The following is a 13853-nucleotide window of genomic DNA, read 5'->3' as shown; positions in this document are numbered from 1 at the left end:
TGATTCCTTGGATTTATCGATGGACATCAACCTCCGCGACCTGAAGTACTTCGAGACCGTGGCCGAGCTTGGCCACCTGGGCCAGGCCGCCGACAAGCTCGGCCGCACGCAGCCCGCGCTGACCAAGTGCGTGCAGCGCCTGGAGGAGGCCTTCGGCAGCGCCCTGTTCGAGCGCAAGGGGCGCGGCATCCAGCTCACGCCCGTAGGCGAGGTCCTGCTGGCGCGAGCCAGGCTGTTGCGCAGCGCGACGGAAGAGGCGTTGCGCGAGGTCGGCGATTTCGCCAGGGGCAACGCCGGCCACGTCCGCATCGGCAGCGGGCCGATCGCCGCCGATCACGTGCTGCCGGAGATCTGCAACCTGCTGCTGGCCGAGGCGCCGGGCACCACCATCGACATCACTATCGCGCCGAGCATGGCCCTGCGCGAGCGCCTGCGCGAAGGCACCATCGACCTGCTCATCGGCCTGATGCCGGAGCAGGACGATGCCTTTGTCACGCACTCGATCGTCGAGGACGTGGTGGTGGTCGCGACCAGCCCGAAGCACCCGGTGTTCGACCTGCCCAAGGTGACGATGAAGGCGTTGCTGCAATGGAACTGGGTGCTGCCGGTGGAGTCGATTCCGAGCCGGCAATGGCTGGACGCGGTGTTCCAGTCGCACGGCCTTTCAAAGCCGACCGTGCAGATCAACGCCAACTCGATTCCGCTGCTGCCGCGCCTGATCGCGCGCACTGATCTGCTGAGCTTTCTCTCACGCCATTCGCTGGGCAGCGGGAGCCGACGCAATGCCTTGCGCGAGGTGCCGCTGAAGGAGACCACGTTGCGGCGGAAGCTGGGCGTCACCTATCGCAAGGAGGGCTACCTGTCGCCGGCGGCGCAGCGACTGGTGACGCTGCTTCGCGCACGTGGCGAGCGGCTGTTCACGTCGGCGCTGGCTCAGTAGGTCGTATCCTTGCTCCGCGGCAACCACACCTCGATCGCGCCCGGCGTGCTCTTCAACGAAGGTGGCAGCTTGATCACCTTCCAGGTCTGCCCGTCTGGCAACGGCGCGGCCAGTTGCAGCACGTCGGTGCAAGCCCGCGCGCTGTCGTCCTGCACGATCATGGTCGGTACCGGATGACCTCGAGGCGGTGAACGCCCCTGCCTTTGCGAGGTGCTGATCAAGTCCTCGGTCGGCGGCACCGAGGCGCCCAGTTCACGCCAGCGTCGCCGCCAATCGCGCACCTGCTCGCGCATGGCCGGGCCGTAGATCTGCACGTAGACCACGGTGCCGGCGCAAGCGGCGCTGTTGATCGCGGGCGGCACGGGCGTTGTGGAAGGTATCTGCGGATCGGGTGTCTTCGCGGTGTCGCCGGGCGGCGGTGGCGGCAATGGCAGCGGCAACGGCTGCGGCGGATGCCCCGGCGCGCCGCGCTGCGTCGCGGGCCGCGTGGCAATGGCCACCCGAGGCGGCTCGCCGGTCAGCATGTCGTGCACCCACACCACCATCGGCCAGGGCGTCGGCAAGGTACCGCTGCAGTTCTGCGACGGTGGCGTCAAGCCGGTGTAATCGCGTGCCCAGTAGCGCGGCGCGCAGGCAGGCAGCTGTGCCGGCTGCAGGCAGTCGATGCCGTTGCCCGGATCCAGCAGCCGCACGCAGGCCGGCGTGCGCTCCTCCGCGGGCTCGCGCGTGCAGGCCGCCTTGGCATCGTCGACGATGCGCACCGAGAGGCGGAACTTGGCCATGAAGTTCTCGCCGCCTTCACGGCACAACAGGTCGCCGGTGCGCAGCAGTTCCGCCGCCAGCAATGCGGGCGCATCGCCGCTGGAGCCTGCGCCCTTGAGCCGCGCCCACAGTTGCGACAGGTCCTTGAAGGCCGCGTTCTCCGCTTTCTCCGCGTCGGCCGCCTGGGCGCGCCAGCTGTCGATGCCCTGCCATGCCGCCACGCCGATGGTCGCGGCCGTGCCCAGGCCCACGGTGGCGGTCACCGCACCGGCACGGATCACGCGCGCCTGCAACCGGCTCATCGTCGCCACCACCGTGTTGGCGGCCGCGGCGGGCGTCACGGCGCCGGTCTCGCCACGCGGGCCCGTCGCGGCCTGCGCCGCCTGGCCGTCGTCGGGCATGAACAGGCCCGGCGCACCGTCGGCCACCATGTCGAGCAATTCGCCATCCAGCCGCGTGCCGATCTGGGCGCCCAGGCGGAAGTAGCTCTCCCATTGCGCCTCGTCGAAGAACTGGTCGGTGGTCGGCTGCTGCGGGAACAGCGGGTTGGCCGCCTTGAAGTTGACCAGGTCCACCGGCAGCGCGGCCGACACGTTCGGCTTGACCAGGATGATCTGCCCCGTCGCGCCACTCGTGTAGCGAACCTGCGCCAGCGCCAGGCAGGCCTGGCTGGAGGGCGACGCGAGATCGTTGAGCGAGCCGAAGGCATCGAGCTGCGGCAAGGTGGCGCCGGGCCGCGGCTTCATGAAGGTGATCTCGGCATTGAGGTCGATGCGGGCGCGGCGGATAAGGATTTCGAGGTCGCAGAAGCGATAGTCAGGATCAGCGCCGCAGTCCGCGATCACGATCAGCGCGGCCTCCTGCCGCAGCAAGGCATAGGCGCCGGTGTTCTCGAAATGCCCGCCGTCGCTCAGGTACCAGTTGGCCGAGCTGCTGCCCGGAAAGGCGCCGAAGCATTCGAGCAGCAGGAAGCGCGTCTTGGTCAGCAGCCGGGTGCCGTGCACCGCCGCGCCACGTTGCAGGATGCCGGCGTCGGCGCTGTTCCACCAGTAGCCCAGGCGCAGTCCCGCGAACACGGTGAGCGCGGCAATGCCCCGCTTGGACAGGCGGCCCAGGCCGGGCGCAAAGGCGGCCCCCGAGATCGCCGTCCATGCGCCCAGCGTCATCGCGCCATCGCCATGCGCCTTGGCCCATTCGGAGCCGCCGGCCTGCATCCAGCCGAGCGGGCCGATGGTCATCGGCAGGCTCTTGCGGTCGCGGTTGAACAGCTTCTGCTTGGGGTCGTGCGTCTGGTTGATGCAGACGTTGGCCAGGTGCACCGGGCCACCATGCCGATGCGGCGCGTATTGGAGTTGCGAGATGTCGTCCAGCCCATCCACCTCGCCCACCGGCACCTGCGGCGGCATCAGGCCAGAGACGTGGTCGGTCGGGCTCGCGCCCAGTCGCCTTGCATTGGCCGCGCCGAGGTAGCCGCGCACGATGCGCGCCTTGTAGAACATGTGCAGCGACGAGATATTGAGGAACGCGAAGTTCGAGCCCGTCAACGATGCGTACGCGCCGAGCACGATGAACATCGCCAGAAGCCAGGCCCAGCCGCGCCAGAACTCCAAGCCCTCCGGCTGGAACACCTGCAGCAGCGTCGCCGCATACACCACGCCGATCCACCACGCCGCCAGGCAGAAGGCCAGCACCAGGCCGAGCACGCTGGCCAGCGCGGCCAGCACGTCCTTCTCCAGGCCGGGGGCCTCACGCTTCTGCGACAGCAGCACCGGCAGCACCGCACGCAGGATGGCGGCCACCACCAGCAGCGTCGCACCATAGGAGGCCCGCATCTGCTGGTTCTCCGCGGCCAGCCACCAGGCCGAGCGGTCGAGCAGTCCCAGCACGCCAATCAGCAAGGTGGTGTTGAGCACCGCGGCCAGTGCATCGGTCAACTCGTTGCGCTGTTGCGCGGCGGTGCGATGGCGGCTGCGGTACATCACCCAGGTCAGCGCGATGACCCAGCACAGCGCAAAGCCCACGAAGGCGGCCGACAGCCAGTTCGGCCCGCCGGCATAGGTCACCAGCATCGGGCCGAGCGTGGAGGCGCCGATGCTCAGCACGCACCACATGCCCACCTGAACGAGCAGGAACTTGACCGAAGGCTTGTCGCGCACCGACCAGTACGCACACGACAGCACGATCGACGCGATGAAAGGCCCCACCGCCGCGAACCACAAGGTGGGCAACTGCGTGGCCGCCTTCACCAGCATGCCGATGGCGGCCTGCGCCGTGGTGGGCTGCGTGTTGTTGAGATCGACCGCGCGGAACACCGCATCCCACATCAGGAGGTTGCTCGCGGCCAGCGCCATGCCGACCAGGCAGGCGGCAATCGCGATCTCGATGTGGGTGCCCAGCAGGTTGCGCAGGTACAGCGCCGCGGCGAAGAGCGTGTCGCGCATACCGCCCGGTATGAGATAGCGGCCATTGGCGCGCAGCCACCAGCCGAAGCGCGAGCGGTCCACGTCGGCGAAGGCGCGCTCGATGTCGCGCACCTCGTCGGGCGACTTGGCATCCGTGCAGAGGCGGCCCAGCGTCGCGCCGATGTAGCCGCCGCCAGAGACGGTCGACACCATGTCGAACTTCAGCAACTGCCGGTGTGCGGCCAGGGACTTGATCAGCCCCAGGCAAAAAGTAGCGCTGCGGATGCCACCACCCGACAGCGCCAAACCCCAGGCGCGATGACCATCGTCCGCGCCATTCAATGCTTCGCGCCGTGTCTTGACAAGCTCACGCAGCGTCTCGTCCATCCGGTTACCTCGGTGTGGAGCCTTGACTATTCCATCGCCGGACGGACGCGGCAATTTGGCGGACGGCCTATGACGCAACGTCAACGAAGCTTGCAGACATAGTGCTTAGGTGCTCTACGCCTGTGCCGGCGAGCGTTGCAATATCGGCCACGCGGCAGATTCACAAAAGGAGGCTCCCCGTGCTGACTGACACCCAACTCGCGCAGATCATGGTCCACGCTTCGCAGAAGAAGCGCGCCCTGTACCTGGCCCCGCTGAACGCGGCGATGACCGAGTTCGGGATCAACACGCTGCGACGATCGGCCGCTTTCATCGCGCAGTTGGCGCACGAGTCGGGCGAGTTCAACTTCATGGAGGAGATCTGGGGCCCGACGGCCGCCCAGAAGCGCTATGAGCCGCCCAGCAGCCTGGCCAAGACACTCGGCAACACCCAGCCCGGCGACGGCAAGCGCTTCAAGGGGCGTGGCCCGATCCAGTTGACCGGCCGCGCCAACTACCAGACCTTCGGCGGCCTGCTCGGCCTCGACTTGGTCGGCCACCCGGAGCTGGCCGCCGCGCCGGAAGTCGGCTTCAGGACGGCGGGACTGTTCTGGAAGCGCAAGGGCCTCAACGAACTCGCCGACGCGGATAACTTCACCGAGATCACGCGCCGCATCAACGGCGGCCAGAATGGCGCGGCCGAGCGCGTGCGCTTCTACGAGCGGGCCAGGCTGGTGCTGGCGCCCGACTTCCCGGCCGCAAGCGGCAAGCCCGCCCAAGCAGCCAAGGCCAGGGCCGCCGCCAAGTCCGCCGGCAAGAGTGCGGAGCCGAAGGACGCATTGCTGCGTGGCGCCGAGGCGATCCAGAAAGAGCCACCGCCTCCCGCCTTCGTGCCGCCTCCTGCCGATACGCTTGCGGTGCGGCCCGACACGCTCGACTTCCGCGACCTCATGTACACGCCCTCGCTCATCGAGGTGCCGACGCACATCCCGCTGGGCGACTACCTCGATCACGAGGTGCCGATCCTCGACCAGGGCACCGAGGGCGCATGCACCGGCTTCGGCCTGGCAACTGTTGCCAACTACCTGCTGATCCGCAGGCGCGTCATTCCCGACAAGGTGCCCGTGAGCCCGCGCATGCTCTACGACCTTGCGCGCCGCTATGACGAATGGCCCGGTGAGGACTACAGCGGATCGAGTGCGCGCGGCGCGATGAAAGGCTGGCACAAGCACGGCATCTGCGCCGAGACGTTGTACCCCTTCAAGGCCGGCAAGGTCGACCGCAAGGGCATGACCAAGGAGCGCGTGGCCGACAGTGTGCGGCGCCCGCTGGGCGCCTACTTCCGCGTCAACCACAAGGATCTGGTCGCCATGCACGCAGCCATCGCCGAGGTCGGCGTGCTGTATGCCACGTCCACCGTGCACCAGGGCTGGAACAACGTGGGCAGCGATGGCTTCATCGAGCAGTCGGAGCAGATCACCGGCGGCCATGCCTTCGCCATCGTCGCGTATGACGACCAGGGCTTCTGGTTGCAGAACTCATGGGGCACGGGATGGGGCCTGCGCGGCTTCGGGCGCGTGAGCTATGACGACTGGCTCGCCAACGGCACCGACGTGTGGGTGGCCCGCCTCGGCGCGCCAGTGACGCTGCGCGCCAAGCAGTCGGCCGCCACCGCGCACGCGGCCACCGCCGAGCAGAGCGTGGCCTACTCCTTCGCCGACCTGCGGCCGCACATCGTGAGCGTGGGCAACAACGGCGCATTGAAGGCGGGCGGCGACTACGGCTCCAACCCCGATGAACTCGCCCACGTGTTCGAGCAGGACATACCGGCGATGACCGCAAGCTGGAAGAAGTTGCGCGTGCTGCTCTACGCCCATGGCGGATTGGTGAACGAGCAATCGGCCGTGCAACGCCTTGCGGAGTACCGGCCCGAGCTGCTCAAGGCCGAGGTCTATCCGCTGGCCTTCATCTGGCGCACCGACTACTGGACCACCTTCTCCAACATCCTCAAGGACGCGGTCAGCCGCCGCCGACCCGAAGGCGCGCTGGACGCCACCAAGGACTTCATGCTGGACCGCCTCGACGACGCGCTGGAGCCGCTGGCCCGCGCCCTCAGCGGCAAGGCCGCATGGAGCGAGATGAAGCAGAACGCCTTGCTCGCGGCGAACGCGGGCTGCGCCTCGGTGCTGGTCGCCGACCACCTGAAGAAGCTGGCGAAGGCGGCGGAGAAGAACGGCCAGGCCTTGGAGATCCACCTGGTCGGCCACAGCGCCGGCTCGATCGTGCATGCACCTGTTGTCAAGCTGCTGACTGCACGCGGCCTGCCCATCGAAACCTGCACCCTCTGGGCGCCCGCCTGCACCGTCGACCTGTTCAAGCAGTACTACGTGCCGGCCATGCAATCGAAGATGCTGCGCAAGCTCGCCGTTTATGCGCTCAAGGACAAGACCGAGCGCGACGACGACTGCGCGAAGATCTACAACAAGTCCCTGCTCTACCTCGTCTCCAACGCCTGCGAGGACAAGGTGCGCATCCCGCTGTTCCGAGACGGCGTGCCGATCCTCGGCATGGAGAAGGCCTTCGACACGGAACTGCGGAAGATCTTCAACACCCACGGCGCCGAACTCGTGCTCACGCCCAACACGGAGCCCGATGGTTCATTGAATGCATCGGAGGCGATGCACCACGGCGACTTCGATGACGACCGCAAGACCGTCATGTCAACCTTCAGGCGCATTGCGGCGGGTGCGGGCAAGGCGCAAGCCAAGGCCGCGGAGAAGCTGCCCGCCACAGCAGCGCCGATCCACACCACCGCGGCCAAGCCGATGTTCCCGCACACGGAGTCATCGCTGCGGGATCGACGGCAGCAGATTGATGAGCGGACGCGGCAGCGGGGGTAGCGTCTGTACATGAGGACGACGAGCAGCGATCAGGTTGCGCGCTCCCTCAACTCCCGCCGCAGGATCTTCCCCGAAGGCGACTTCGGGATCGCATCTACAAACTCCACCGACCGCACCTTGGCATAGGGCTCCACATGCCCGGCCACATGCGCTATCAACGCTTCATCGCTGACATCGCCCCGCTTCACCACGAAGGCCTTGGGCGACTCGCCCGTTTCCTCGTCCGGAATGCCGATCACCGCCGCATCCGCCACCGCAGGATGCGTCAACAGCACCGACTCCAGTTGCGCCGGCGCCACTTGGTGCGCATTCACCTTGATCAGTTCCTTCAGCCGGTCGACGATGAATAGCTGGCCATCGCCATCGATGACCACCACGTCGCCCGTGTGCAGCCAACCGTCGGCATCGATGGTGGCATCGGTGGCCTGCACGTTGCCGAAATATCCGCGCATGACGGTCGGCCCACGCACCACCAGTTCACCGCGCTGGTTCGGGCCCAGCTCCGCGCCGGTGCTCGTGTCGAGCAGGCGCGCCTCCATGTTCGGCAGCAGGCGGCCGACCGCACCGGGCTTGCCGGGGTCGCCATCGCGTCGGCGCCCGCTCACGGCCAGCGTGCATTCCGACATGCCATAACCCTGCCGCACCTCGACGCCCATGCGTGCGCTGGCCTCGTTCTGCAGCGCCTCGCCGAGCGGCGCTGCGCCGCTGTTGATGAACTCCACCGACGACAGGTCATGCTTCGCCACCAGCGGATGCTTGGCCAGCGCGAGCACGATCGGCGGCACCACCATGAGCGAGGTCACGCGATGCCGCTCGATGAGTTGCAGGAACTGCTCCAGGTCGAAACGCGGCATCGTCACGCAGGTGCTGCCGCGCAGCACCGTCATGCAGACGAAGGCCAGCAGCCCGTAGCAATGGAAGAAGGGCAGCACCGCCAGCGACTTGTCGTCCGTGCGCTCGCCAAACAGGGTTTCCAGTTGCGCCATCATCGCGACCAAGTTCCGGTGCGTCAGCATCACGCCCTTGGCGCGGCCGGTGGTGCCGCTCGAATAGGGCAAGGCGACCAGGTCGCGGGCCGGGTCGATCTCGACCTTGAAGGTGCCCGCCTCCTCGGCCACCAGCGCAGCGAAGGGCGTCGCGCCCTCGGCCTCGCCGAACACGAACACCTCCTCCACGCCGGCCGCCTTGGCTGCTGCAAGCGCGACGCCGATGAAGGGCGGGATGGTCAGCAGGTAGCGCGCCTTGCTGTCGCCGAGTTGCTCGGCCAGCGTCTCGGCCGTGCACAGCGGGCTGGCCGTGGTCACCACGCCACCCGCCATCGCGACGCCATGAAAGGCCACGACGTACTCCGGCAGGTTCGGGCAGAAGATGCCGAAGACATCGCCCTTGCCCAGTCCCCTCCGCAACAAAGCGCCGGCCACGCGTCGCGCCATGCCGAACACCTGGCCGTGCGTCAGCGTGCGACCCGTGGGGCCATCGATGAAGGCGGTCTTGTCCGCATGGGCCGCGAGGTCCGCGAAGACATGGTCGCCGACAGAGTGGTCGGGAATCTCGATATCGGGCCAGGGGCTGCGAAAGATCATGTCGACCTCCTCGGCGCTGGGCGCGCCGGGGTGGGACTTTACTGCCGGCGCTCGTTCTGGATAGAACTTTCTTCTACCTCATTCAAGGGATGAGTCGGTTCCGTGCCATCCCGAACACCGTCACATCCGCGCGCCCATTCACCAATCCCTTGCCCTTGCAAACTGCCCATCAGTTCCATTGACACGCCATCAGGCTTGGGCTTTCATGCCACCACACCTGAAGGACAAGCGAATGAACTTCCGACCCGGTTCCGTGGCCCCAATTGCCTCTCTTGCGCTAGCCGCCCTGTTCACCGCGCCGACGGCCCAGGCCCAGGACGACGCCGAGGAACTGGCGAAGAAGCTGTCCAATCCGGTCGCCGCCATGATCAGCGTGCCGTTCCAGTACAACTACGACCACCGCTACGGCACGGACGATTCCGGACACAAGAACGTTCTGAACGTGCAGCCAGTGGTGCCGATCGAGCTCAACGCCGAGTGGAACGTGATCAGCCGCACCATCGTGCCGATCGTGAGCCAGACCAACATCCAGCCGGGTACCAGCCAGACGGGCCTGGGCGACATCACGCAGAGCCTGTTCTTCTCGCCCAAGGCGCCCGGCCCGGGCGGCCTGATCTGGGGCGTTGGCCCGGCCTTCTACCTGCCCACCGGCACCGACTCCGCCCTCAGCGCGCGCAAGTGGGGCGCCGGCCCGACCTTCGTGCTGCTGAAGCAAGACGGCCCCTGGACCTACGGCATGCTGGCCAACCACATCTGGGCCGGAGGAGTCGACGCCAACCGGCCCGCCATCAGCAACACCTTCCTCCAGCCCTTCCTGTCGTACACGACCAAGGACGCCTGGACCTACGGCATCAACACCGAGTCGACCTACGACTGGAAGAACAAGCAGTGGTCGGTGCCGCTCAACCTCACCGTGGGCAAGTTGATCAAGGTGGGCAAGCAGCCGATCAGCCTGACCGGCGGCCTGCGCTACTGGGCCGAGAGCCCCGACTCAGGGCCGAAGGACCTGGGCTTCCGCTTTGTCGTGACCTTCCTGTTTCCGAAATAGCCTGCTTCAGCGCCCCGCCATCTTGCGAGCGTCGACGATGCGGTCATACGTTTCGCCATCGATGAGCCCCAACGACAGCGCAGCTTCGCGTGGCGTGATGCCCTTCGCGACAGCCTCTGCGGTGATCGACGCGACCTTGTCATAGCCGAGGACCGGATTCAGCGCCGTGGCGAGCAGCAGGCTGTTTGCCACGTTGGCCGCCAGCCTCGCCTCTTCGACCTCGACGCCCTGGACCAGCCCCGTCGCAAATACGCGCGATGCATCCGCCAGCACGCGGATCGACTGCAGCAGGTTGGCGATCAGCACCGGCTTGGCCACGTTCAATTCGAAGTTGCCCGATGCATTGGCCATCGTGACGACGGCATGGTTGCCCACCACCTGCATGCAGGCCTGCGCCAGCACCTCGGCAATGGTCGGGTTGCGCTTGCCCGGCATGATCGAACTCGTCAGGCCATCGTCCGGGATCTTCAGTTCGCCCAGGCCGCAGCGCGGGCCGGAGCCGAGCCAGCGCACGTCGTTCGCGATCTTGATCAGCGAAGTCGCGATCACGTTCAGGGCGCCAGATGCTTCGACCAATGCGTCATGCGCCGCCATGCCTTCGAACTTCGACGGGTTCGGCGTGAAGGCATGGCCTGTCAGCGCGCGCAGTTCCTCGCAGAAGAGCGCATCGAATCCGGGTGGCGCGTTCAGCCCGGTGCCGGCCGCCGTGCCGCCCTGCGGCAGGGACAGGAGGCGTGGCATCGCGGCGTCGATCCTGTCGATGCCATGGGCGACTTGGCGGGCAAACGTGTCGAACACCCGGCCCATCGTCATCGGCACGGCGTCCATCAGGTGCGTGCGGGCGATCTTCAGCACGTCCTCGAACGCCTCGGCCTTCTCCTGCAAGCTGTCGCGCAGCAAGGCGAGAGAAGGCTTCAGGCGTTGCGCGAGCTCCAGCACCGTCACGATGTGCATCACCGTCGGGAAGCTGTCGTTGGACGATTGCGATGCGTTGACATGGTCGTTGGGATGCACCGGCGACTTGGTGCCGAGCGGCTGCCCCAGCAATTCGTTGGCGCGGTTCGCGATGACCTCGTTGGCATTCATGTTGGTCTGCGTGCCCGAACCGGTCTGCCAGATGGTGAGCGGGAAGTGCGCATCGAAGCCCCCGTCGCGCAGCTCACCGGCGGCTGAAATGATCGCATCCGCCAACGCCGCATCGAGCGCCCCGCAACGCATGTTGGCTCGCGCCGCCGCCATCTTCTGCAGCCCGAAGGCATGGATCAGACTAGCCGGAAAGCGCTCCTCGCCGATGTCGAACACGCCGAGCGCGCGTTGAGTCTGCGCGCCCCAGTAGCGGTCGGCGGGTATTTCCACCGGACCGAAGGCATCGCGCTCGATGCGGGTCGAACTCATGGTGTCAATCCAGCGTGATGTTGGCTTTTGCAGCCACCGTCTTCCAGCGCGCGACCTCGCTCTCGGTGTGTTTGCCCAACGCCACACCCGTGTATTGATCGGCCGGCAGCAACTGGATCGCCTGCTCCTGCATCTTGTCGGTGAAGGCCTTGTCGGTCATCACCTTCAGATAGGCGGCCTGCACCTTGTCGAGCACGGGCTGCGGCGTGCCCTTGGGCGCATAGATGCCGTACCAGGTCGCGGCCTCGAAGCCGGGCAACACCGTTTCAGCCAGCGTCGGCACATCCTTCAACTGCGGCAGGCGCACCTTCGAGGTCACCGCCAAGGGACGCACCTTGCCCTCCTTGATCTGCGGCAGCGCTGTGTTGGTCTGGTCGAACATGCCGTCGACCTGGCCGCCGATCACGTCGATGAGCGCCGGACCCGCGCCCTTGTACGGCACCTGCGAAACCTTGATGCCGGCCGACGCTGCGAACAGCGCCGCGATCAGGTGCGAGGTGGAACCGACGCCGGCGTTGCTGATGAAGAGCTTGTCCGGATGCGTCTTGCCGAAGTCGACCAGCGCCTTCACGTCCTTGGCCGGATGTTCCTTGCGCACCATCAGCACCAGCGGCGTGTCGGGGAAGCGGAACACCGGCGCGAAGTCCTTCACCGGGTCATAGTTGAGCTTCTTGTAGATGGCCGGGGCCGCGCCCATGTAGCCCATGTGCCCGACCAGCATGCTGTAGCCGTCCGGCGTGGCACGTGCCGCCTTGGCCGCACCCACCGTGCCGCCCGCGCCCGGCGCGTTGTCGATGATGATCGGCTGGCCGATCTCGCGCGACACACGCTCGGCGATGCTGCGCGCCATCGCATCGGTCGGGCCGCCGGCGGCGAAGGGAACGATCCAGGTGACCGGCTTTGCGGGCCAGGCCTGGGCCAGCGCATTGCCGGCTGCGAGTGTGAGGGCGAGTGCGGCCAGCTTCAGTTTCGAGATCATGGTGAATTCCTTGGAAAAGCGAATCAGGTTCAAGAGTGGATGGGGTGTTCAGCGAGCGGGCGCCGGCGAGCGCATGTCGATGCCGGTCGGATGCGGGTTGGTGTCGCGCATGTCTTCCGGCAGCAGGTTGCCGTCGTCGAGTTGCGCATCGGCGGCCGCGATCTCGGGATGGCGCTCGGGGTAGAGATGCCGCTCCGCGACCTTCGGGTCGAAGGTGCCCGACCACTTCGCAACCACCACCACGGCCACGCTGTTGCCGATCGTGTTGCAGGTCGAGATGGCCATCGACAGGAAGCGGTACACACCGAAGATCACCGCCAGGCCTTCCACCGGAAGGATGCCGGTCGAGGTCACAGTCGCGGCGAACACCACGAACGATCCACCCGACACCGTCGCCGCGCCCTTCGACGTCAACAGCATCAGCAGCAGGATGCCGATCTGGTGGTCGACCGTCAGCGGCACGCCGTAGGCATGCGAGATGAACATCACGCCCATCGCCATGAAGATCGAGGTGCCGTCGAGGTTGAAGGCATAGCCGGTGGGCAGCACCAAACCGACGGTCTGCTTGGCCACGCCAAGACGCTCCAGCTTGATCAGCAGGCGCGGCAAGGCGCTTTCCGACGAGGCCGTGCCGAGCACGATCAGGATCTCGTCCTTGATGTAGCGCAGGAAGCGCCAGAGGCTGAAGCCCGCGATCTTCGCGATGAGGCCGAGCACCACAAAGATGAACAGCGCGATGACCGCGTAGAAGCTCAGCACCAGTTGCGCCAGCGCCACCAGCACCGCGGAACCGTTGCTGCCCACCGAATACGCCACCGCGCCAAAGGTGCCGATGGGCGCCAGCTTCATCACCAGGTTGATGAACGAGAACAGGACTTCGGAGATGTAGTCGAGGCCGCCGTTGATCTTCTCGCGACGCTCTTCCGGAATGGCCAGGATGCCGATGCCGACCATCACCGCCAGCACCACCACTTGCAGCAATTCGCCCTTGGCAAACGCGCCGACGAAGTTGTCCGGCACGATGTGCATCATGAATTCAAGGAAGCCTTGTGGTGCCGCAGCCTTCACCACCGGCGCCGCCGCGCCGCCCGCCACCGTGGTCATGCCCTGGCCGATGCCCAGCAGGTTGCCGGCCAGCATGCCCACGCACAACGCAATCGTCGAGATCACCTCGAAGTAGACGATCGACCGCCAGCCCACGCGCCCTGCACTCTTCACGTCACCGGCCGACGCAATGCCGTGCACAATGGTCAGGAACACCAGCGGTGCGACGCCGGCCTTGATGAGCGACAGGAACATGTCGCCCAACAGCTTGAGTTGCGAGGCGAACTTCGGGAACACGAAGCCGACGACGATGCCGAGCACCAGCGACACCAGCACCTGCATGCCGAGCTTGCGGTACCAGGGGAGCTTCTTCGCCGGAGGCGGCGCGATGGGCGCGATCGGCGCAGTGGGTGCGAGAGTGGAAGTCATGTGGT

The 13853-nt window shown here is 66.7% G+C and carries 8 protein-coding genes; 3 read left to right on the top strand and 5 right to left on the bottom strand.

Annotated features, from left to right (window positions below; translation table 11 throughout):
• Positions 1-19 precede the first annotated feature (19 nt).
• On the top strand, positions 20-940 hold the full coding sequence (locus WKW79_RS13175) for a LysR family transcriptional regulator (protein WP_340335595.1): 921 nt from the start codon (positions 20-22) through the stop codon (positions 938-940).
• Here WKW79_RS13175 and WKW79_RS13170 read toward each other — a convergent pair.
• Entirely contained in the window at positions 934-4491 is a 3558-nt protein-coding gene (locus tag WKW79_RS13170) for a patatin-like phospholipase family protein (protein WP_340335594.1), read from the bottom strand. The genes WKW79_RS13175 and WKW79_RS13170 overlap by 7 nt on opposite strands.
• A 179-nt stretch (positions 4492-4670) precedes the next feature.
• Between WKW79_RS13170 and WKW79_RS13165 the strand changes: the two genes are divergently transcribed.
• Positions 4671-7370 (top strand): C1 family peptidase, encoded by a 2700-nt coding sequence (locus tag WKW79_RS13165; RefSeq protein ID WP_340335593.1) that lies wholly within the window; start codon positions 4671-4673, stop codon positions 7368-7370.
• Positions 7371-7399: 29 nt separating this feature from the next.
• Here the strand turns inward: WKW79_RS13165 and WKW79_RS13160 are convergent, their stop codons facing one another.
• The gene (locus tag WKW79_RS13160; RefSeq protein ID WP_340335592.1) at positions 7400-8953 is read right to left on the bottom strand and encodes an AMP-binding protein; all 1554 of its coding nucleotides are present in this window, start codon (positions 8951-8953) and stop codon (positions 7400-7402) included.
• 232 nt (positions 8954-9185) lie between these two features.
• Here WKW79_RS13160 and WKW79_RS13155 point away from each other — a divergent pair, with 232 nt between their 5' ends.
• A complete protein-coding gene (locus WKW79_RS13155) occupies positions 9186-10001 on the top strand; it encodes a transporter (protein WP_340335591.1) in 816 nt (271 codons plus the stop codon).
• Between the two features lie 6 nt (positions 10002-10007).
• Here WKW79_RS13155 and WKW79_RS13150 read toward each other — a convergent pair whose 3' ends face one another.
• From WKW79_RS13150 to WKW79_RS13140, 3 genes are read right to left on the bottom strand one after another with little or no spacing between them, the layout of a single operon-like run.
• A complete protein-coding gene (locus tag WKW79_RS13150; protein WP_340335590.1) occupies positions 10008-11396 on the bottom strand; it encodes a class II fumarate hydratase in 1389 nt (462 codons plus the stop codon).
• Positions 11397-11400: 4 nt separating this feature from the next.
• A complete protein-coding gene (locus WKW79_RS13145; protein WP_340335589.1) occupies positions 11401-12375 on the bottom strand; it encodes a tripartite tricarboxylate transporter substrate binding protein BugD in 975 nt (324 codons plus the stop codon).
• A 48-nt stretch (positions 12376-12423) separates the two neighbouring features.
• On the bottom strand, positions 12424-13848 hold the full coding sequence (locus tag WKW79_RS13140; RefSeq protein WP_340335588.1) for a cation:dicarboxylate symporter family transporter: 1425 nt from the start codon (positions 13846-13848) through the stop codon (positions 12424-12426).
• Positions 13849-13853 lie beyond the last annotated feature (5 nt).

The organism is Variovorax robiniae (assembly GCF_037889955.1).
Lineage (GTDB): Bacteria > Pseudomonadota > Gammaproteobacteria > Burkholderiales > Burkholderiaceae_C > Variovorax > Variovorax robiniae.
Note: the sequence above shows the minus strand (reverse complement) of the source record. Positions and strands in the feature narration are given on the sequence as shown.

Bases quoted from the DNA above. Each gene is read 5' to 3' on its own strand.
- WKW79_RS13175 (WP_340335595.1), top strand. From the start codon at position 20: ATGGACATCAACCTCCGCGACCTGAAGTACTTCGAGACCGTGGCCGAG.
- WKW79_RS13170 (WP_340335594.1), bottom strand. From the start codon at position 4,491: ATGGACGAGACGCTGCGTGAGCTTGTCAAGACACGGCGCGAAGCATTG.
- WKW79_RS13160 (WP_340335592.1), bottom strand. From the start codon at position 8,953: ATGATCTTTCGCAGCCCCTGGCCCGATATCGAGATTCCCGACCACTCT.
- WKW79_RS13155 (WP_340335591.1), top strand. From the start codon at position 9,186: ATGAACTTCCGACCCGGTTCCGTGGCCCCAATTGCCTCTCTTGCGCTA.
- WKW79_RS13150 (WP_340335590.1), bottom strand. From the start codon at position 11,396: ATGAGTTCGACCCGCATCGAGCGCGATGCCTTCGGTCCGGTGGAAATA.
- WKW79_RS13145 (WP_340335589.1), bottom strand. From the start codon at position 12,375: ATGATCTCGAAACTGAAGCTGGCCGCACTCGCCCTCACACTCGCAGCC.
- WKW79_RS13140 (WP_340335588.1), bottom strand. From the start codon at position 13,848: ATGACTTCCACTCTCGCACCCACTGCGCCGATCGCGCCCATCGCGCCG.